Annotated in this window: 19 protein-coding genes; 9 read left to right on the top strand and 10 right to left on the bottom strand. The window is 63.2% G+C overall.

Going from position 1 to position 18,619, the window contains the following annotated elements:
- The first annotated feature begins 70 nt into the window (after positions 1-70).
- On the top strand, positions 71-1,534 hold the full coding sequence (betB, locus tag DMY87_RS01410) for a betaine-aldehyde dehydrogenase (protein ID WP_110789504.1): 1,464 nt from the start codon (positions 71-73) through the stop codon (positions 1,532-1,534).
- Positions 1,535-1,763: 229 nt separating this feature from the next.
- Here the strand turns inward: betB and DMY87_RS01415 are convergent, their stop codons facing one another.
- On the bottom strand, positions 1,764-2,114 hold the full coding sequence (locus DMY87_RS01415) for a helix-turn-helix domain-containing protein (RefSeq protein WP_110789505.1): 351 nt from the start codon (positions 2,112-2,114) through the stop codon (positions 1,764-1,766).
- 3 nt (positions 2,115-2,117) lie between these two features.
- Complete coding sequence (locus DMY87_RS01420; RefSeq protein WP_245408798.1) at positions 2,118-2,315, bottom strand: type II toxin-antitoxin system RelE family toxin; 198 nt, start codon at positions 2,313-2,315, stop codon at positions 2,118-2,120.
- Positions 2,316-2,413: 98 nt separating this feature from the next.
- Here DMY87_RS01420 and betA point away from each other — a divergent pair, with 98 nt between their 5' ends.
- Complete coding sequence (gene betA, locus DMY87_RS01425) at positions 2,414-4,063, top strand: choline dehydrogenase (RefSeq protein WP_110789506.1); 1,650 nt, start codon at positions 2,414-2,416, stop codon at positions 4,061-4,063.
- Between the two features lie 3 nt (positions 4,064-4,066).
- On the opposite strand, the gene DMY87_RS01430 is transcribed toward betA, so the two are convergent.
- The 5 genes from DMY87_RS01430 to DMY87_RS01450 form a co-directional block, all read right to left on the bottom strand.
- Positions 4,067-4,366 carry a type II toxin-antitoxin system RelE/ParE family toxin gene (locus DMY87_RS01430; RefSeq protein WP_110789507.1) on the bottom strand — a complete coding sequence of 100 codons (300 nt, stop codon included), beginning with the start codon at positions 4,364-4,366 and terminating at the stop codon, positions 4,067-4,069.
- On the bottom strand, positions 4,363-4,635 hold the full coding sequence (locus DMY87_RS01435) for a prevent-host-death protein (RefSeq protein ID WP_110789508.1): 273 nt from the start codon (positions 4,633-4,635) through the stop codon (positions 4,363-4,365). The genes DMY87_RS01430 and DMY87_RS01435 overlap by 4 nt, the downstream gene beginning before the upstream one ends.
- A 64-nt stretch (positions 4,636-4,699) precedes the next feature.
- Positions 4,700-6,085 carry a virulence factor family protein gene (locus DMY87_RS01440; RefSeq protein WP_110789509.1) on the bottom strand — a complete coding sequence of 462 codons (1,386 nt, stop codon included), beginning with the start codon at positions 6,083-6,085 and terminating at the stop codon, positions 4,700-4,702.
- A 77-nt stretch (positions 6,086-6,162) separates the two neighbouring features.
- Complete coding sequence (locus DMY87_RS01445) at positions 6,163-7,467, bottom strand: phosphatidylglycerol lysyltransferase domain-containing protein (protein ID WP_110789510.1); 1,305 nt, start codon at positions 7,465-7,467, stop codon at positions 6,163-6,165.
- 238 nt (positions 7,468-7,705) lie between these two features.
- Positions 7,706-8,845: an alpha/beta hydrolase gene (locus DMY87_RS01450; RefSeq protein WP_110789511.1), complete on the bottom strand. Its 1,140-nt coding sequence runs from the start codon at positions 8,843-8,845 to the stop codon at positions 7,706-7,708.
- A gap of 355 nt (positions 8,846-9,200) precedes the next feature.
- On the opposite strand from DMY87_RS01450, the gene DMY87_RS01455 reads away from it, so the two are divergent.
- The 3 genes from DMY87_RS01455 (at position 9,201) to DMY87_RS01465 (ending at position 12,156) form a co-directional block, all read left to right on the top strand.
- Positions 9,201-10,235, top strand: a complete 1,035-nt coding sequence (locus tag DMY87_RS01455) for a TRAP transporter substrate-binding protein (RefSeq protein WP_110789512.1) — start codon at positions 9,201-9,203, stop codon at positions 10,233-10,235.
- A 71-nt stretch (positions 10,236-10,306) separates the two neighbouring features.
- Positions 10,307-10,846, top strand: a complete 540-nt coding sequence (locus tag DMY87_RS01460; protein ID WP_110789513.1) for a TRAP transporter small permease — start codon at positions 10,307-10,309, stop codon at positions 10,844-10,846.
- Positions 10,846-12,156, top strand: coding sequence for a TRAP transporter large permease (locus DMY87_RS01465; RefSeq protein WP_110789514.1), 1,311 nt, complete (start codon positions 10,846-10,848; stop codon positions 12,154-12,156). The genes DMY87_RS01460 and DMY87_RS01465 overlap by 1 nt, the downstream gene beginning before the upstream one ends.
- On the opposite strand, the gene DMY87_RS01470 is transcribed toward DMY87_RS01465, so the two are convergent.
- Positions 12,134-12,412, bottom strand: coding sequence for an Ada metal-binding domain-containing protein (locus DMY87_RS01470; RefSeq protein WP_245408799.1), 279 nt, complete (start codon positions 12,410-12,412; stop codon positions 12,134-12,136). The two genes, DMY87_RS01465 and DMY87_RS01470, sit on opposite strands and share 23 nt — an antisense overlap.
- A 153-nt stretch (positions 12,413-12,565) precedes the next feature.
- Between DMY87_RS01470 and DMY87_RS01475 the strand changes: the two genes are divergently transcribed.
- On the top strand, positions 12,566-13,216 hold the full coding sequence (locus DMY87_RS01475; protein ID WP_110789515.1) for a DUF2161 domain-containing phosphodiesterase: 651 nt from the start codon (positions 12,566-12,568) through the stop codon (positions 13,214-13,216).
- A 44-nt stretch (positions 13,217-13,260) separates the two neighbouring features.
- Here DMY87_RS01475 and DMY87_RS01480 read toward each other — a convergent pair whose 3' ends face one another.
- Positions 13,261-14,280 carry a phosphotransferase enzyme family protein gene (locus tag DMY87_RS01480; RefSeq protein ID WP_110789516.1) on the bottom strand — a complete coding sequence of 340 codons (1,020 nt, stop codon included), beginning with the start codon at positions 14,278-14,280 and terminating at the stop codon, positions 13,261-13,263.
- Between the two features lie 158 nt (positions 14,281-14,438).
- Complete coding sequence (locus DMY87_RS01485; RefSeq protein ID WP_110789517.1) at positions 14,439-14,810, bottom strand: hypothetical protein; 372 nt, start codon at positions 14,808-14,810, stop codon at positions 14,439-14,441.
- 378 nt (positions 14,811-15,188) lie between these two features.
- On the opposite strand from DMY87_RS01485, the gene DMY87_RS01490 reads away from it, so the two are divergent.
- The 3 genes from DMY87_RS01490 (at position 15,189) to cysN (ending at position 18,567) form a co-directional block, all read left to right on the top strand.
- Positions 15,189-15,935 carry a phosphoadenylyl-sulfate reductase gene (locus DMY87_RS01490; RefSeq protein ID WP_165826122.1) on the top strand — a complete coding sequence of 249 codons (747 nt, stop codon included), beginning with the start codon at positions 15,189-15,191 and terminating at the stop codon, positions 15,933-15,935.
- 186 nt (positions 15,936-16,121) lie between these two features.
- The gene (gene cysD, locus DMY87_RS01495) at positions 16,122-17,078 is read left to right on the top strand and encodes a sulfate adenylyltransferase subunit CysD (protein ID WP_110789519.1); all 957 of its coding nucleotides are present in this window, start codon (positions 16,122-16,124) and stop codon (positions 17,076-17,078) included.
- Position 17,079: 1 nt separating this feature from the next.
- A complete protein-coding gene (gene cysN, locus DMY87_RS01500) occupies positions 17,080-18,567 on the top strand; it encodes a sulfate adenylyltransferase subunit CysN (RefSeq protein ID WP_110789520.1) in 1,488 nt (495 codons plus the stop codon).
- The last annotated feature ends 52 nt before the right edge of the window (positions 18,568-18,619 follow it).

Consider the following 18,619-nt stretch of genomic DNA (forward strand, 5'->3'; position numbering starts at 1 on the left):
GTGCCCGAAGGGCGGATGAGGGGCCCTTGATAGTTAGATGCAAATACGAACACCCGTCCGGAGAGACACCATGAAAGCCCAACCGCAAGCCTCGCATTTCATCGATGGCGCGTATGTCGAGGATACCGACGGCACCGTCATCGAGAGCATCTATCCGGCGACCGGCGAGGTGATCGCAAGGCTGCATGCGGCAACGCCTGCGATCATCGAAAAGGCGATCGCCTCTGCCAAGCGGGCGCAGAAAGAATGGGCGTCATGGAGCCCGGCCGCGCGTGGCCGCGTGTTGAAGAAGGCCGCCGAAATCATGCGCGAGCGGAACCGCGAGCTTTCCGAGCTCGAGACGCTCGACACCGGCAAGCCGATCCAGGAAACGATCGTGGCCGATCCGACCTCGGGTGCCGACAGTTTCGAATTCTTCGGTGGCATCATCGCGACCGCGATGAACGGCAGCCAGATCCCGCTGGGGGGCGACTGGGCCTATACGAAACGGGTGCCGCTCGGCGTCGTCGTCGGCATCGGCGCCTGGAATTATCCGCAACAGATCGCCTGCTGGAAGGGTGCACCGGCCCTTGCCGCCGGCAATGCGATGGTGTTCAAGCCGTCGGAAGTGACGCCGCTCGGCGCGCTCAAGATCGCCGAGATCCTGATCGAAGCCGGGGCGCCGAAGGGCGTCTACAATGTCATCCAGGGGGACCGCGAGACCGGGCCGCTGCTGGTGTCGCATCCTGACGTCGCCAAGGTGTCGCTGACCGGCTCCGTGCCGACGGGGCGCAAGGTGGCGGGGGCGGCTGCCAGCCAGCTCAAGCATGTGACGATGGAGCTCGGCGGCAAGTCGCCGATCGTCGTCTTCGACGATGCCGATATCGAGAGCGCGATCTCGGGTGCCATGCTCGGCAATTTCTATTCGACCGGCCAGGTCTGCTCGAACGGCACCCGCGTCTTCGTGCACAAGGCGATCAAGGAGGTGTTTCTGTCGCGGCTCAAGGCCCGCACAGAGGCGATCCTGATCGGCGATCCGCAGGACGAGGCGACGCAGATGGGGCCGATGGTCTCGCTCGCGCAGCGTGAGAAGGTCCTGTCCTACATCGACAAGGGCAAGGCGGAGGGCGCCACGCTCGTGACCGGCGGCGGTATTCCGAACAGCGTCACCGGCGAAGGCTTCTACATCCAGCCGACCGTGTTTGCCGATGTCACCGACGACATGACCATCGCCCGCGAAGAGATTTTTGGGCCTGTGATGTGCGTGCTCGATTTCGACGACGAGGCAGAGGTGATCGAACGGGCAAACGCCACCGAATTCGGCCTCTCGGCCGGTGTGTTCACGGCGGATTTTTCCCGCGCCCACCGCGTGGTGGACCAGCTGGAGGCCGGCACGCTGTGGATCAACACCTATAATCTCTGCCCGGTCGAGATCCCCTTCGGCGGGTCCAAACAGTCCGGCTTCGGCCGCGAGAATTCGGCAGCGGCGCTTGAGCATTATTCCGAGCTGAAGACGGTTTATGTCGGCATGGGCAAGTGCGAGGCGCCGTATTGAGATGAGCGGGGCCGTCGTCGCGCCAAGTTACCCCCCTCTGCCCTGCCGGGCATCTCCCCCACAGGGAGGGAGAGTGGATCGTGGCTGGGCGCCCGGTCGACGGCAAGTGTTGAGTGCTCTGGCGTTGGAAAAATCGGGGGGCAAAGCGGTAGCGGCCACTCTCCCCCCTTGCGGGGGAGATGTCGGCGCAGCCGACAGAGGGGGGGGCTGCAGCGTCGACGTTTGGCAGTCACACCACGATATCGTCGAGATCGACCTTCAAGGCCGCAGCAATCCGCTTCAGCACATCGACGGAGGCGGTCTTCTTGCCGCTTTCGATTTCGGAGAGATAGGGCTGGGAAATACCGGCGGCGGCGGCGAGGTCGGAGACGGACAGTTTGCGGTAATTGCGGTAGGTGCGGATGCGGCTGTCGGTGTCGAGCAATTCGTAGACGAGTTCGGCCGGCCAGGTTTCTTCGCCCGCTTCGATCCGCGCCAGAATCTCCTTAGCCATGATTATATCCATCATGTCCTCGAATTCTTCCTCGGGAACGAGGACGAACGGTTTTCCGTCGATGACCGTTCGGTTGAAAACACCCATCATCTACTCCTTGTAGATACTGCCTCTTGGGCCGACGTCGACCACGATAACGAGGTTCGTTCGCTCATCGATGATGACCCTGTCATCGCCGACCCTGATGCGCACAAGCGTCGTGCCAACCAGCCTCTTCAGATCGACACGCTCACCCCGCGCGTAGGCAAGCACCTTAGCCTTGATCGCCGCCGCTCGCTTGGGCTGCATCCGACTAAGGCTCTTTTGCGTGGCGTTAGAATACTCGACAGGCTTCATCCCATCAATACAGCGCGCCGCTCCAACTGACTCAACCATGGATTGCTGACATGCAAGCAGATTTCGTCATCATCGGTTCCGGCTCCGCAGGGGCGGCCATGGCTTACCGGCTTTCGGAGGACGGGAAGAACACGGTCATCGTCTTGGAATTCGGCGGCTCCGACATCGGGCCGTTCGTGCAGATGCCGGCGGCCCTTGCCTATCCGATGAACATGGACCGCTACAACTGGGGCTACATGACCGAGCCCGAGCCGCATCTCAACAATCGCCGGATGATTGCGCCGCGCGGCAAGGTGCTGGGCGGGTCCTCGTCGATCAACGGCATGGTCTATGTGCGCGGCCACGCCGAGGATTTCAACCGCTGGGAGGAGCTCGGGGCGACCGGCTGGGCCTATGCGGATGTGCTGCCCTATTTCAAGCGGCAGGAAAGTTCGCATGGCGGCGAAGAAGGCTGGCGTGGCACGGACGGGCCGCTGCATGTGCGGCGCGGCGATATCAAGAACCCGCTTTACCGCGCCTTCATCGAGGCCGGGCGGCAGGCAGGCTTCCCGGTCACCGAGGACTATAACGGCCGGCAGCAGGAGGGCTTCGGGCTGATGGAGCAGACGAGCTGGCAGGGGCGGCGCTGGTCGACGGCGAATGCCTATCTGAAGCCGGCGCTGAAGCGGCCGAATGTCTCGCTGATCCGCTGTTTTGCCCGCAAGGTCGTGATGGAAGGCACCCGCGCCGTCGGCGTCGAGGTGGAAATCGGCGGCAAGATCGAAATTGTCCGGGCGAACCGCGAGGTGATCGTCGCGGCATCGGCCTTCAACTCGCCGAAGATCCTGATGCTGTCGGGGATTGGCCCTGCCGCGCATCTCAAGGCGATGGGCATTCCCGTCGTGGCGGATCGTCCGGGCGTGGGGCAAAACCTGCAGGATCACCTGGAATATTATCATCAGTTCAAGTCGAAGCTGCCGATCACGCTGCATTCGAAGAACAACTGGTTCTGGATGGGCGTGGTTGGTGCGCAGTGGCTGTTCTTCAAGAAGGGGCTCGGCACCTCCAACCAGTTCGAGGCGGCAGCCTTCATCCGGTCTGCGGCAGGCGTCAAATGGCCTGACATCCAGTATCATTTCCTGCCGATCGCGATCTCCTATGACGGCAAGTCGGCGGTGGGTGGCCACGGTTTCCAGGCGCATGTCGGCTACAACATGTCGAAGTCGCGCGGCTCGGTAACGCTGCGTTCGCCTGACGTGAAGGACACGCCGGTCTTGCGTTTCAACTATATGAGCGACCCGGAGGACTGGGTAAAATTCCGCCATGCGGTGCGCGTCACCCGTGAGATCTTCAACCAGAAGGCCTTCGATCCCTATCGCGAGATCGAGGTGGCGCCGGGGCCGAATGTGCAGTCGGACGAAGAGATCGACGCCTATCTGCGGGAACATCTGGAAGGCGCCTATCACCCCTGCGGTACCTGCAAGATGGGTCGTGCAGACGACCCGATGGCGGTCGTTGATCCCTCGACAAAGGTGATCGGCGTCGAGGGCTTGCGCGTGGCAGATTCATCCATCTTCCCGCATGTTACCTATGGCAATCTGAACGGCCCCTCAATCATGACGGGCGAGAAGGCGGCGGATCATATCCTCGGCAAGCAGCCCCTGCCCCGTTCCAATCAGGAGCCCTGGGTCAATCCGCGCTGGGAGACGAGTGATCGGTAAGGCTCAGCGGTAGTCGTCTTCGCGCTGGTGGCGGATGGCAGCGACGGTCAACAGGTCGTCGCTGACGATCCGATAGAGCACGACATATCCCGTTGTTCCAAAGGCTACGACCATCTCCCTCATCATTGGATCTCCACCCTTCGCCATTCTGTGGATGAGCGGAAGCCTCTCAAGGGAGGAAATCGCAAGCTGCACGGCAACATAGGCGCGCTCTGCGAGTGCCAGATCATATTGGACGAGGTAGGTGTAAAGCCGATCAAGGTCGTCCAGCACGTCCTGGGTGTACTTGATCTGGTAGCTCATTTGCCCTGCGCTGCCTTGGCAGCATCGAGCTTGGCTCTCATCATGGAGAGAACGTCTTCTGTCGTGTACCAGACGCCGGTGCGTTCTGCTTCCTCCAGTGCCGCGATCCCTCTTGCGATAAAGGCCGCCTGGTCGCGCCGATATTCCACCTCGGCTCTCGCCGATCGGTCGATCAGATCGGCCACGGTCTCGCCTTCGCGCAGCACGCTTTCGGCGGCGGTGTGGAATTCCTCGTCGTCGAGGACGGATGGCTTGACGGTCTCGTTCATGGCTGAACTCCATGCTATTACGCCATCATAGCGCGAAAAGGGCTGAGTGATAAGGCGTGAGGGATTACGGGGCTACGATTCGCGCCAGGATCTCGTCGGCCACCAGCTCGTAATTCTCGTCGAAGTGATGGCCGCCCGGGCGGGCGATCAGCTGGAGGCCGTCCTTCACACGAGATGCGAGAGGCGGACAGCCGCTGCCCTGCTCTTCGAGGCCGTAGGCGCACTGGATCTTCGAAGCCTCGACCGTAGTCATATGCTCGACCGGATCGCCCTGTCGACCCGTGCCGGCAGCACCCAGCCAGCCGGTGACGGCGATCTCGAAATCGGCCTGGCGGGACAGAGCGAGCAGCGAGAGCAGTGTGACGGCCTCCTTGTCGGCTGCCGGCAGCAAACCGTAGACTTTGGGCAGCACATTGGCGCCGAAGGAATAGCCGATCAGCACGACCCTGGAGACGCCAAGATGCTGGCGATAGTGGGCCATGATGGACGAGAGGTCCCGGGCGGTTTCCTTTGGGCTCTTCTCGCTCCAGAAATAGCCCAGCGCATCGACGCCGATCACGGGCACGCCCTTTTCGTTGAGACGCGCCGAAATGCGCTGATCGATCTCGCGCCAGCCGCCGTCGCCGGAATAGAAGATGGCGACCGTGTCGTGGGCGGGCGTGACGATGTCTTCGACAAGCGGCAGATCGAGTGCCGCATCCTCCGGCGTCAGCCGGTCGGCAAGGGCGGCGGCCTCGAGCGCCAGGGCGCGGGCGGGGCCGCCGGCATGCGCGGTGATGACGATTTCCGGATGGATCGATTTCAGGGTCTCCGCATGGGCGCGGCCCGAGGGATTGGCGGCGGCGGACAGGACGATGCGCACGGGATTGGGCAGCGCGCCGGGGCCGAGTTCATAGGCATAACCTCTGGCCGTCTGGTGGTAGGATGCCGATGTGCAGAGGCGCTTCGGCAGGGAGACCGCTTCGGCCGGATCGATCGCCAGCGTTTCACCGATCGTCTCGGCAAAACTGGCATTGGGGGTCTGGGCGGCAATCGCCAGCGCCAGCGTCGCGCCCTCCCCAAAACCCATGACGCGCGGCGGGCGATAAAAGGTGGCGTCATGGCGGCGGTGAAGCTCACGGGCCAATCGCTCGATATCAGCCGGCAGGAAGAGACAGTCTCGATCGGTCTCGCGCGACAGGGCCGCCCGCCAGATGCGCAGGTCGACACCAACCCCGATCGCGCCGCCGACGGCGGCGGCATCAAGGGCTGCCTGCTCCATCACGTCCCATCCGTCGGCATCGGAGATCACGAAAATCACGCCGTTCATCTGATCGTCGTCCGGGATCAGGATATTGTCCTGCGGAAGGCTGACGACGCGGTCCGGTGCAGCAACGGCCGGCTTCGGCTGAATGGCGATGGATGCGAGGATCACGGCACAGGCCAGCAGCATGCGTGACGCAGCGCCCATCCGGCCGCAGCTAATCGGCAATGGTGCCGTCTGACCGGTGTGCCGAATGTCGTTTGCCGCAGGTCGCGCCACACCGCTCATTTTCGCCACAGGCCCTTCACGCCGCCACCGATCAGCAGTGTCACATCGATGAGCGAGGCCAGCGGAAAGCCCTGCCCCGCCACCGCGATGTAACGCGGGCGCCAGTCGGGATCGAATTTCTCCTTGAAGGCGCGCACGCCGCGGAAATTGTAGAAGCGCTCGCCATGGTCGAAGACCTGCCGTGCCAGATGGTTCCAGGCCGGCGCGCGGTCATGCGCCGCGAGACCGGCGAGCGGGGCCATGCCGAGATTGAGGGTGCGAAAGCCCTGATCCTTCAGCGTCTCCATGATCTTCACGAAGAGCAGATCCATCATGCCGCGATGCACGCCCGGCACATGGCGCATCAGGTCGATGAAGGCATCGCCGTCGGAGGCTTCGGTCATGACGCTGGCAAAGGCGACGATGCGGCCGTGCAGGCGGATGACGGCGACCGGGCCGGCGGCCAGATAATCGGGGTCGAAGGTGCCGAGCGAAAAGCCCTTTTCGGCGGCCTGATGCGCCGACAGCCAGGTGTCGGAGACCGCCTGCAATTCGTCCATGACCGGGATCACGGTCTGCGGGGCCAACCACTCGAAGGTCAGGCCATCGCGTTCGGCGCGGTTGATCGACCGGCGCAGTTTCAGCCAGGCGCCACCGGCGAGCGAGAAGCGCGTGAGATCGACGACCGCCTGTTCACCGAGCTTCAGCGCCTGCAGACGCATCTCGACGGTGATCGGCAGGAAATCGGCGGAGACCTGATAAAACACCGGACGGCAGCGGCGACGCTTCGCCTCGGCGATGAAGGTGGCGACAAGCGGCTGCCAAAGACGCTTCGGCCCGACCGGATCGAAGAGCGCAACCAGCGAGCGCCCCTGGCGGGCATACATCAGGAATGCCTCGCCGCAATCGGAAACCAGCACCTGCTTGTCGCCGAGGCGCACAAGACCGGCTGCCGCTTCAGGCTGACGGGCGAGGATGGCGAGCGCGCGTTCGACGCCCTCCGAGCGCTCCTCCGGCCGCCGGCGACCGGGGCGGCGGATGAACCCGCGCGAGGCAATGACGCCGAAAAGCAGGGACAGGCCGAGCGTTCCCTCCGTCGCGCCGATGCCATGGCGCGCCAGCACCAGATGCCAGCCGAGATTGAGCAGAGCTTCATCAAACAGCAGGGGCGAGATCACCGCGAGGCTCGCTCCGGCCGCGAGCCAGAGACCGGTCCGCGGGCCGCGCAAAACCAGCCGGCAGAGTACCGACAGGGCAATTATGGGCAGCGGCCTTGCGCGCGAAGGCAGCGGTTGGGAAGCCGCCAGTTCAACCTCAGACATGGGAGGGGATGTCATTCAACGGGACCGTATGGATTGGAGACGCGCATTTATTAGATCTTTCGCATGGATCACAGTTTGTGACACCAACGGGTAAACGAGTCGGTAAACCGACGCATAAATTGCGCGGAACATGGGCAATCGCGTCTGGTCAATGACAAAAGGCAGCAGGTGCGGCGGCGGTCCCCGTCTTTTTGGCGACCGGCGGTGGCGGGCGAAGCCCCCACCGCCGAGGCGGGTCTCAGCGCCTGCGCAAGACCTTCGCGGCCAGCGCGAACGGACTGGAGACCGTCCGTGCAGCCGCATCGAAGACAAAGGCACCGGCATCGCCAAGGGATGCGCTGGCTGCCGGCTTGCTGAGCGTGCTGGCAAGCTGCTTCACGTCGAAGAAGCGGTTGTGATTGGTGGCATCGACCGATTCCAGCGAGGAGATGTCGATGATCGTCACGCCGGCTTTCTTGGCCGCATCGGCGACAACGCGATCGCGCACGTTAAGCGCGCCGATGCGCTGGGTGCCGGCGCCGAGCAGGCTGGAGACCTGCAAGGCCCGATCGTCGGCGGCAACCAGGATGACGATCGGAATGCGCATCCGGCCGATCACGTCGAGCTGCGCGGTGAAGACGTCGGCGTCGATATCCGGCGCGGCCATGATGACCCGCAACCGATTGAGCACATCGGTGCGGCCTTCGAGTTTGAGCTGCCGCAGCGCCTCGACCGTCAGCCAGCCGCCCATGGAGTGGGCAAAGACATCCACCTCGCCCTTGCGCGCGGTGACGAGGTCGGCCAGCAGATTGGCGAGCGCATCGCGCGAATAGGTGGCGGATTCCTTGTCGGCGACATAGGCCGGCAAAGCGGCATAAGACGGCCAGGAAAAGACGATCGGCAGGCCGTCGACATTGCTGTCGGTCGTCAGCTGGGCGAGGCGATAAAGCGCTTCCTGGAAATTGTAGTTGTAGCCGTGGACGAAGACGACGGGTGTCGGCGCCTTGGGCGCACGAACGGCGCCGAGCAGACCGGCGCGGTCGAGAACGGACTGCGAGACAACGGCGAAATCGGTGCGGGGGTCCACCGTCTTGCGCTTCGGCCATTCGATGTTGGCCGGCTTGTGATTGGGCGGGATCGAGACGTCGAAGCGGGCGTAATTGGGCTCGCGTGTCTTTTCGACGCCGAAGATGTTCTTGCCCGGCTCTGTTCGGCCACGGGTGGTGACGGAATACAATGTTTCCACGCGATCCGGCTTGAAATCATCAAGGGTGACCGACGACAGCGTTTCGGGCCCTGGACGGCCGGCGCAGGCGCAAAGGAGTTGTACGGAGACAAGGCACAGGACGGCCAGAGTAAGCCGGCGCGCGGGGGACCGACCGGAAAGAGCGCTCTTCATGCTTTTCGTCCTCATGCTGCCCAGCAGTCACGGCCATCCACATGGCGGCCCGTGGCGAGCTATAATGCGGCAAAGGATATTCGCCAAGAGCACAACGCCGGGAGCCGAGCTGTCGCATCCGTCCACCATCGCGGGCGGGCGGAACCGCTCATACATACCCGTTCGGTTATGGATTATCCCTCAGATTTTTATTTGCGCGCGACAACCTGTTCTGCAACCATAACCATCAAGGGAGAGATTGCCGGCTGGAGGAGACGGCCGTCACCGCGACAGGCCGGCCGATCCCGGTGGCGTGGTGCGGATGCCGGCACCGGCGATTTTCTCCCATATTTCAATATGTTTCTGGGAGGAGACCATGTTGCGCCATTTCCTGCTTGCCGGCCTGTCCGGAATTGCCCTCACATTTACCGGTTTCGCTGCCCATGCGGCGGACGTCACCTTGAAGCTGCACCAGATGCTGCCGCCGCAAGCGACGATCCCGTCCAAGGTGCTGCAGCCCTGGGCCGACAAGATCAAGGCCGAGTCCGGCGGCCGGATCGAGGTCGAGCTCTATCCCGCCATGCAGCTCGGCGGCAAGCCGTCCGATCTGGTCGACCAGGTCAAGGACGGCGTGGTGGATCTGACCTGGACGCTGTTCGGTTACACGCCCGGCCGCTTCCCGAAGTCGGAAGCTTTCGAACTGCCCTTCATGGTGACGACGGCGGAAGCGACTTCGGTCGCCTTCCAGGATTATGCCGACAAGCATCTCCAGGATGAGCTTTCCGAATATCATGTGCTGGCCGTGCATACCCACGGTCCCGGCCTCATCCACACGATCGCCGCCAAGCCGGTGAAATCGCTGGAGGACATGAAGGGGCTGAAGCTGCGCGGCACCTCGAAGGTGGTCAACCAGATGCTGGAGGCCATGGGGGCTTCGCCCGTCGGCATGCCGGTAACTGCCGTACCGGAAAGCCTGTCGAAGAGTGTCATCGACGGCTCCGTCGTTCCGTGGGAAGTGACGCCGGCGATCAAGATCGCGGAACTCGCGCCGAACCACACCGCCTTTTCCGGCAGCACCGGGCTCTATACCGGCACTTTCGTCTTCGCCATGAACAAGGACAGCTACGATGCGCTGCCCGATGATCTGAAGACGGTGATCGATGCCAATTCCGGCAAGGAATTGGCCCGCCTCTTCGGCAAGGCGATGGACGAAGGCGATGTGCGCGGCAAGGACATTGCCGACAAGGCCGGCAACACCACCTTCACGCTGGACGAGACCGAAACCGCGCGCTGGAAGGCGGCCGGCGAAGCCGTCACCAAGGCCTGGATCGCCGACATGGATGCCAAGGGCCTCGATGGCACCGGCCTCTACAAGGATGCGACCGCGCTGATCGCCCAGTACAGCAAATAAACCAGCGTCTTCATCTCCGGGCGTCCTGTCGGAGGCGCCCGGAGTTTTTTCCGCCTGCCAGAGGACGACCGATGGACCTGCCCGCCTCTTCCGCCTTTCTGCGTTTTGAAAAGGCGACCTATGCCCTTGCCCATGCTCTCGTCGGCTTTGGCGGGCTCTGCCTGGTGATCGCCTGCGGGCTGACCGTCGCGTCGATCGTCGGCGGGCTTGCGATCCGGCCTTTGCCGGGCGAAATCGAGCTGGTCGAGGTTCTGTGCGGCCTCGCGGTCTTCGCCTTCCTTCCCTATTGCCAGCTCAAACGCGGGCATGTCGGCGTCGACATCCTGATCTCGGCCTTCGGGCCGAAGGCGATGAACTGGACCCAGCTGATCGGGGACGTGATCATCGCCGTGCTGATCGGCGTGGTGACCTGGCGCCATGTCATCGGCACGCTCGACAAACTCGGCAATGGCGAGACGACGCCCCTCCTGCTCTTTCCCGTCTGGTGGGGTTTTGCCATCGGGGCAGCGCTGCTGATTGCCAATCTCTTCGTCTGCCTCTTTATCATTTTTGCCGACATCCGGGATATCCGCGATCGTCGCACCATTGTCGCATCGCTTGGAGCCCATTGATGAGCAGCGTCGAAATCGGCCTCTGGTCCTTCCCCGTTCTCATCCTTCTGATCTTCCTGCGCGTTCCGATCGGGGCGGCCATGCTCGGCACGGGCATCGTCGGGACTTATCTGGTGCTCGGCAAATGGACGCCGATCCTGGCGCAGATGAAGGTGCTCGCCTGGAACACCAATGCGAACTATTCCCTGTCGATCATCCCGCTCTTCCTGCTGATGGGCCAGTTTGCCGCGCGCGGCGGCATGAGCCAATCGCTGTTCAACGCGGCCGCCGCGTTCCTCGGGCATCGCAAGGGGGGCGTCGCCATGGCCGCCGTCGGCGCCTGTGCGGGCTTCGGCTCGATCTGCGGCTCGTCGCTCGCAACCGCTGCAACCATGGCGCAGGTGGCGCTGCCGGAACTGAAGCGCAACGGCTATGCCGGCGGGCTTGCCACCGCGACGCTTGCGGCCGGCGGCACGCTCGGCATCCTCATCCCGCCGTCTGTCGTTCTCGTCATCTATGCGATCCTGGCCGAACAGAACATCGCCAAGCTCTTCCTTGCGGCCTTCGTGCCCGGCATCATCGCGGCGCTGTCCTATCTTCTGGTCATCGCCATCTATGTCCGGGTGAAACCGGAAAGCGCCGGCAACGCCGCGCGGATTCCCTGGGGCGCGCGGGTTCCGGCCCTGATCGCCGTCTGGCCCGTGGTCGCGATCTTCTTCCTCGTCGTCGGCGGGATCTATCTCGGCTGGTTCACACCGACCCAGGCTGCAGCCATCGGGGCGGCCGGTGCGGGCCTCGTCGCCTTCATCAATGGCGGGCTCGACCGCAAATCGCTGTTCGACTGCTTCAAGGAGACGGCGGTTTCGACCGGCATGATCTTCTTCATCATTCTCGGTGCTTCGGTCTTCAACTCCTTCCTCGCCTTCTCGCGTCTGCCGCAGGTCGGAGCGGAATGGGTGACGGCGCAGGGTTATGCGCCGATGACGGTGCTAATCATCATTCTCCTGCTCTACATCGTCTTCGGCTGCATCATGGATTCGCTTTCCATGATCGTGCTGACCATTCCGATCTTCTTCCCGATCGTGACGGCGATGGATTTCGGCATGAGCCCCGAACATTTCGCCATCTGGTTCGGCATCCTGGTGCTGATGGTGGCCGAGATCGGCATGATCACGCCACCGGTGGGCTTGAACCTCTTCATCATCTCGGCCATGGCGCGCGACGTGCCGATCCGCGACACCTACAAGGCGATCGTGCCCTTCGTCACGGCCGACCTGTTGCGCATCGTGCTGCTCACGTCGTTTCCGATCATCTCGATCTTCCTGGTGTGAGGGCGGGTCGCTCAAGCTTTCCCCACGTCTCCGGTTGGTCCGGACGGCAGCGCAGACACGGACGGAAGCCGCCTTCACGGGCGGCTTCGACCGTTTCATGGAAGACGACGTTTTCCGGCCTTGCCGGGCGTGAGGGACAGGACGGGCGGCAGACGATGCCGGTGGAGAGGACGCCATAGACGAAGTGACCGTCCATGGATCTGTCGCGGGTTTGGATCGCTGTCCAGCGGGCATCTTCGGTCGGGTCATGGCTCACGCAGGGCCTCCTTGCAGCTTTGTGGCCCGAGCATGCTCAGAGACGGTGCAGAAGGCCACCCGTTTCCTGCGCTGATCATCGGCAGTTTTCGGATGACGCCGGCAGAAGAAGCGCTGTAGGTATCGGTTTTGTGCACAACCGAATCCGAGGCCCATGGAAACGTCGCTCTATCTGCCGGTCAAAGGCTTCCTCGAAACGGCCGGCTATACCGTCAAGGGCGAGATCGGCGGTTGCGATCTGGTCGGCCTCAGCGACGAGGACCCTTCCATCGTGGTGATCTGCGAATTGAAACTCAGCTTCAACCTTGAGCTCATCCTGCAGGCGGTGGACCGTGCCTCGGTCGCAGACGAAGTGTGGATTGCGGCACGTGTCTCGGCCAAGGGAAAGGGACGCGAGGCCGACAAGCGGTACCGCGATCTCTGCCGGCGGCTGGGGTTCGGCATGCTCGGCATTACCGATAAGGGCGAGGTCAGCGTCATCGTCGGCTCGGTGACGCCGATGCCCCGGACCAATCCGAAACGGCGCTCGCGGCTGATGCGCGAGCACCAGCGGCGCAAGGGCGATCCGGCTGTCGGCGGCAGCACAAGGACGCCGCTGATGACGGCCTATCGCCAGCAGGCTCTCGGTTGCGCTTCCGCTCTGGCTGGAGGGCCTCTCAAGGTGCGCGAGATCAGGGGCAGCGTTCCCGAGGCGGCCAAGATATTGCAGGGCAATGTCTATGGCTGGTTCGAGCGGGTGGAACGGGGTGTCTATGGATTGACGCCTTCGGGGCATGAGGCGCTGGCGCGGTGGGCGCAGGCCTAACTGACCTCATCGCGCCACAGTGGCACCGGGCGGGGCCGCCACGGCTATGCCGTAGCGTCTGCTACCTCATCCGGTGGCGCTGATCTCACGGGAAGGGCAAGGTGTTCTCGTTCCCATCGCGCCAGTGTGTCGGCCTCGCCAGCGATCCATCCGACCGCATTGCTTCCCCATTCCTGCGTTCTGCTCGCATATTCCCCCATGAGCCAGATGTGACGGACGATCACGAAGCGCGTGACGGCCTGCAGATCCGCTTCGGGGATGGTCCGAACGGATTGGTATCCGTCCAAAAATTCGTGCCACATTGCGATCAATTCGCGGCCGAAGGACACCTTTGCCCACAGGAAGACTGCGAGGTCATAGGCGAGGTAGCCGGGTCCGCTGTCGTCGAAATCGAAAAAGACGGCCTCACCCGCCTCGTCGATGCATGCGTTGAACCCATGGCAATCGCCGTGGCAATAGGTCCAGGTCAGACTGTCCATCGCCCGGATGGCAGCGGCTGTTCGCTCGGCGACGCCCTCGATCCGGAGGAGAATCGCTGGATCCTCGACCAAGCCGCTGTCTCGGATGCGCATCAGCGGCCGCCACAACAGATGATCGAGGTCGAGCCGATAGCGCGGTTCTCCGGCTTCGAATGTCTCTGCCGCCTGATGGACCAAAGCCAGGGTCTTGCCGTTGGCTCTGGCATCGCCGGCGGAATTCGCGTCCACGTCGCGGCCTATGACCGCGCGAAACAGCACGCCTTCACGCACCCCTTCCGGCGCACGGCCCTCGATGAAAAATGTCCCGTCGCGCGTCGCGATCGGCTGTGCGACAGGAACACCCAAGCCTGCGAGGTGCTCGATAAACGCCGTTTCGCTCCGCACATCGGCTGGCCCGCGTGCCCGACGCTGCGACAGGCGAAACACATACCGGTCCCCGCCCGGCGTCTTGGCCAGGTAGACATCATTGAAGCCGCGCTGCAGCAGCCTGCAGGACACCGGGCCGCCCAGATCATAGTTCCGGTCGATGACGTTCTCGAGATCCGCAATCTTCGTTGTCGAATAGAGCGGATGAAAGTCGAGCATCTGGCATGTCCTGGCAAATCGGTGATGACTCATCCTGACACGGCGAAGGAATGCCGCACAACCCAGGATGTTGCATCAGGCCTCCGTTGCAATGCTCTCACATTGCACCGTGAACCAAAGCATTCAGACAGTATTGCCGCCCCCGGTGTCCCTTCCCCTCACGCCTTTCGCGTAAACAGGATCACGGCAAACAGCAAAACACCGGCGAAGGTGACCAGCGACGAGACCGCAACGACGGGCTCGAGCGCGGTATTTCCGGTCAACATCAGGAAGAGCGATGGGCCCATGACCAGGATGCCGAGCGTGTAGACCATGTACTGGATCTTCGCGATCCGGCTTGCGGCCTGCATCGGATTGAACGCGTAGTAGAGGCCGAAGATCGACATGGTGACCCAGCCGAGCAGGTTGATATGCGCATGCGCGCCGGTCGCCTCGAACTGGTGCGTGATAGACATGTAAAGACCGACACAGATGCCGGCGATCAGAAACAGGATTGCGGTCCGGAAATACCAGACGGACAGTTGTGGCATGGTGTTCTCCCCCTCCAGAAGCCTATTGAGATTAGCACCACCCGCGCGCCGCGCAACAGATCTGATCATCGTCAAATGCTGAAGCATGATGCCCAGGATCCCCCGCAACGCCGGGCGCGCATCTGCCACAACCATCGACCGGGAAGCGCCGGATAGATATTTGTCTATTGATTTTATAGAATTTAAGCGATAGAAGGCATTCTTATCGTCCTCGCCAGCGGCCGTACCCCGGTCGTGCCGGGACCGACGGGACGTTATCGCGCATATGCTCATCTGCGTAGAGAGATTTGCTCTCCACCCGTGCGCAGTTGAAAGGCGATTCCTGTCTTGTGGATGCGTTCGCGGTGATAATTCAGCACAGTCAGCAGGATTATCGTGATGCCATCCACCCGTGCCGCAGAGTTTGCCTCCTCCCTCGATCGCCAACTCGCCTCGCTCTCGCTTCCGGAACGGCTGCGCCTCGTGGCGGGGCTTGACGGCCGCGCCGTGTTCACCACGTCGCTCGGGATCGAGGATCAGGTGATCACCGCCGCCATCGGCCTTGCAGGGCTGCCGATCGACGTTTCGACGCTGGAGACCGGGCGCCTGTTCAAGGAAACGGTCGATCTGATTGCCGAGACCGAAGAGCGCTTCGGCATCGCCATCACGCGCTTTCATCCCAAGCCTGACGACATCGATGCCTATGCGGCGAAGTATGGGCTCAACGGCTTCTACGAGAGCGTCGAAGCCCGTCACGCCTGCTGTCATGTGCGCAAGCTGGTGCCTCTCGCCGAGGCGCTTGACGGCGCCCGCTTCTGGATTACCGGCCTTCGCCGCTCGCAGTCCGGCAATCGCGCCGCCACGCCGTTTGCCGAATACGATGCCGAGCGTGACCTGATCAAGGTGAACCCGCTGGCCGACTGGTCACTCGACGAGATCAACGCTTACGTCGAGGTCGAGAGCGTGCCGATCAATCCGCTGCACCGCAGAGGCTATCCCTCGATCGGCTGCGAGCCCTGTACCCGCGCCATCAAGCCGGGAGAGCCGGAGCGCGCCGGGCGCTGGTGGTGGGAGAATGACGAGAAGCGCGAATGCGGGTTGCACGTTCCGGAGGCTGCGGCCTCCGCGATCCCGACGCCGGCTTGAACTGATTTTGCTCCGGTAGCTGCCCCTCATCCCCCTGCCGGGACCTTCTCCCCGCAGGCGGGGAGAAGGCGGGAGCCGCCGACGGCGCCGCGAGTCTCTTCTCCCCGCTTGCGGGGAGAAGGTGGCGGCAGCCGGATGAGGGGCAACCCCAGAAGACAATGCGGGCGAAAGCCCAAAGGAAGAAAAATGCACGTACACACATCCGAATTCGATCCGCATTCGAAGGATCCCGTCACCAAGCCGCCGCTCGATCCGCATCTGAAGGCGCTGGAAAACGAGGCGATCTATATTTTCCGCGAAGTGGCCGCCGAGTTTGAAAAGCCGGTGATGCTCTATTCGATCGGCAAGGATTCGTCGGTGCTCCTGCATCTGGCGCGCAAGGCCTTCTTCCCCGGCCGCGTGCCCTTCCCGCTTCTTCACATCGACACCGGCTGGAAATTCCCCGAGATGATCGCGTTTCGCGATGCGACGGCAGAGAAGTTCGATCTCGACCTGATCGTGCACACCAATCCGCGCGGCAGGCAAGAGGGCATCGGTCCGTTCAGCCATGGCTCGGCCTATCATACCGATGTGATGAAGACGGAGGCGCTGCGCCAGGCGCTGGATGCCGGCAAGTATGATGCCGCCTTCGGTGGCGCGCGCCGCGACGAGGAAGCTTCGCGTGCCAAGGAGCGTATCTATTCCTTCCGCACGCCCGACCACAAATGGGACCCGCGCAACCAGCGCCCGGAACTGTGGAACATCTATAACGGCATGATCCGCCGCGGCGAAAGCGTGCGCGCCTTCCCGCTGTCGAACTGGACTGAGGTGGACATCTGGCGCTACATCCAGGCCGAAAACATCGAATTGCCGCCGCTCTACTACGCCAAGCGCCAAAAATACGTCGAGCGCGACGGCATGCTGATGTGGGCGGAAGATCCGCGCTTCGAAGCATTGCCCGGCGAACAGATCCAGGAAGGCATGCTGCGCTTCCGCACGCTCGGTTGCTGGCCGCTCACCGGCGGCATCCGCTCCCATGCGACCACCCTCGACGAGGTGATCGCCGAACTCGAAATCGCCACCGTCTCCGAACGCCAGGGCCGCGCCATCGACCGCGACCAGGCCGGCTCGATGGAAAAGAAGAAGCGCGAAGGATATTTCTGAGATGACCGCAGCTGCCAATACCGCCCTCGCCGTTGAACTCCTCGAGGCTCCCCAGGCCGACGCAGCGCCTCTCGTGCGCGATTCGCGCCCGTTGCGGCTGATCACCTGCGGCTCGGTCGACGACGGCAAGTCGACGCTGATCGGACGCCTGCTCTGGGATACCAAGGCCGTCAAGGAAGACCAGGCCGCCAGCCTGCGTCGCGATTCCGGGCAACAAAACGATCTCGGCCTGCCGGATTTCGCGCTTCTGCTCGACGGACTTCAGGCCGAGCGCGAACAGGGCATCACCATCGATGTCGCCTATCGCTATTTCGCCACCGACCGCCGCTCCTTCATCGTTGCCGACACCCCCGGCCACGAACAGTATACCCGCAACATGGCAACCGGTGCCTCGACGGCGGATCTGGCGATCCTGCTGGTCGATGCCCGCGCGGGCCTTCTCGAACAGACCCGGCGGCATGCCACCATCGCCTCGCTGATGGGCATCAAGCAGTTCGTGCTGGCGGTGAACAAGTTCGACCTCGTTTCCTACGACAAGGCGGTGTTCGACCAGATCAGCACCGAGTTCAAGGCCCTCGCCCTGACGCTTGGCGTGCGCCAGGTGACGGCCATTCCGATGTCGGCGCTGAAGGGCGAAAACGTCGTCTACTCCGCCGGTGCCGTGATCCCGTGGTATGAAGGCCCGACACTGGTGGAAACGCTGGAACTCGCGACACTGCGCTCCGGCCAGTCGACCGGCTTCCGCCTGCCCGTCCAGCGCGTTTCGCGTCCGGGCGAAAGTTTTCGCGGCTATCAGGGCACCGTGGCCGGTGGCGCGGTAAAGCCCGGCGACAGCGTTGCCATCCTGCCCTCCGGTCAGGTGGCGAACGTCAAGCAGATCGTCACCTTCGACCTGGTGCGCAATGCGGCCGTTGCCGGTGACGCGATCACGCTGGTGCTCGACCGCCAGGTGGACGTGGCGCGCGGCGACATGATCGTCTCGCTCGACGCCCAGCCGCAGACGGGGCTCGCCTTCGATGCCCAGCTCGTCGCGTTGCAGCCCGACGGCATCGTGCCCGGCAAGCGTTACTGGCTGAAGGCGGGTTCGCGCCGCCAGCGCGTGCAGGTGCAGCCGGTGCAGCAGCTCGATCTCAAGTCCGGCAAATGGCTGGCGGCCGAGATGCTGCAGATGAACGCGATCGGCAAGGTGCATCTCGCCTTTGACGAAACCGCGATCTTCGACCCTTACGAGCTCAACCGCGGCACCGGCGCCTTCATCCTGATCGATCCCGATACCAACAACACCGTGGCCGGTGGCATGATATCAGCCAAACGGACCGATCTTGGCGGGCTGAATACCCATGAGGGACGCGTGATCCTGTCGCTGCCGGCGGATCTTGCCGAACAATTGCTGGCAACCGAGCTGCTCGCCAACCGCCGCGACGAGGTGGAGACCCGCCGGGTCACCACATCCGCCGCGCGCCAGCTGCTCGACGACATCGACGGCTGAGGCTCAGGCCATTTGACCGACAGAACAGATGGCCTGCCCCGCGCAGGCCATT

Origin of the sequence: Peteryoungia wuzhouensis (assembly GCF_003205195.1) — a bacterium.
Taxonomy (GTDB): Bacteria; Pseudomonadota; Alphaproteobacteria; order Rhizobiales; family Rhizobiaceae; genus Allorhizobium; species Allorhizobium wuzhouense.

Excerpts from the sequence above, each read along its gene's own strand:
- betB (WP_110789504.1), top strand. The coding sequence starts at position 71 with ATGAAAGCCCAACCGCAAGCCTCGCATTTCATCGATGGCGCGTATGTC.
- DMY87_RS01415 (WP_110789505.1), bottom strand. The coding sequence starts at position 2,114 with ATGGGTGTTTTCAACCGAACGGTCATCGACGGAAAACCGTTCGTCCTC.
- DMY87_RS01420 (WP_245408798.1), bottom strand. The coding sequence starts at position 2,315 with ATGCAGCCCAAGCGAGCGGCGGCGATCAAGGCTAAGGTGCTTGCCTAC.
- betA (WP_110789506.1), top strand. The coding sequence starts at position 2,414 with ATGCAAGCAGATTTCGTCATCATCGGTTCCGGCTCCGCAGGGGCGGCC.
- DMY87_RS01430 (WP_110789507.1), bottom strand. The coding sequence starts at position 4,366 with ATGAGCTACCAGATCAAGTACACCCAGGACGTGCTGGACGACCTTGAT.
- DMY87_RS01435 (WP_110789508.1), bottom strand. The coding sequence starts at position 4,635 with ATGAACGAGACCGTCAAGCCATCCGTCCTCGACGACGAGGAATTCCAC.
- DMY87_RS01440 (WP_110789509.1), bottom strand. The coding sequence starts at position 6,085 with ATGGGCGCTGCGTCACGCATGCTGCTGGCCTGTGCCGTGATCCTCGCA.
- DMY87_RS01445 (WP_110789510.1), bottom strand. The coding sequence starts at position 7,467 with ATGTCTGAGGTTGAACTGGCGGCTTCCCAACCGCTGCCTTCGCGCGCA.
- DMY87_RS01450 (WP_110789511.1), bottom strand. The coding sequence starts at position 8,845 with ATGAAGAGCGCTCTTTCCGGTCGGTCCCCCGCGCGCCGGCTTACTCTG.
- DMY87_RS01455 (WP_110789512.1), top strand. The coding sequence starts at position 9,201 with ATGTTGCGCCATTTCCTGCTTGCCGGCCTGTCCGGAATTGCCCTCACA.
- DMY87_RS01460 (WP_110789513.1), top strand. The coding sequence starts at position 10,307 with ATGGACCTGCCCGCCTCTTCCGCCTTTCTGCGTTTTGAAAAGGCGACC.
- DMY87_RS01465 (WP_110789514.1), top strand. The coding sequence starts at position 10,846 with ATGAGCAGCGTCGAAATCGGCCTCTGGTCCTTCCCCGTTCTCATCCTT.
- DMY87_RS01475 (WP_110789515.1), top strand. The coding sequence starts at position 12,566 with ATGGAAACGTCGCTCTATCTGCCGGTCAAAGGCTTCCTCGAAACGGCC.
- DMY87_RS01480 (WP_110789516.1), bottom strand. The coding sequence starts at position 14,280 with ATGCTCGACTTTCATCCGCTCTATTCGACAACGAAGATTGCGGATCTC.
- DMY87_RS01485 (WP_110789517.1), bottom strand. The coding sequence starts at position 14,810 with ATGCCACAACTGTCCGTCTGGTATTTCCGGACCGCAATCCTGTTTCTG.
- DMY87_RS01490 (WP_165826122.1), top strand. The coding sequence starts at position 15,189 with ATGCCATCCACCCGTGCCGCAGAGTTTGCCTCCTCCCTCGATCGCCAA.
- cysD (WP_110789519.1), top strand. The coding sequence starts at position 16,122 with ATGCACGTACACACATCCGAATTCGATCCGCATTCGAAGGATCCCGTC.
- cysN (WP_110789520.1), top strand. The coding sequence starts at position 17,080 with ATGACCGCAGCTGCCAATACCGCCCTCGCCGTTGAACTCCTCGAGGCT.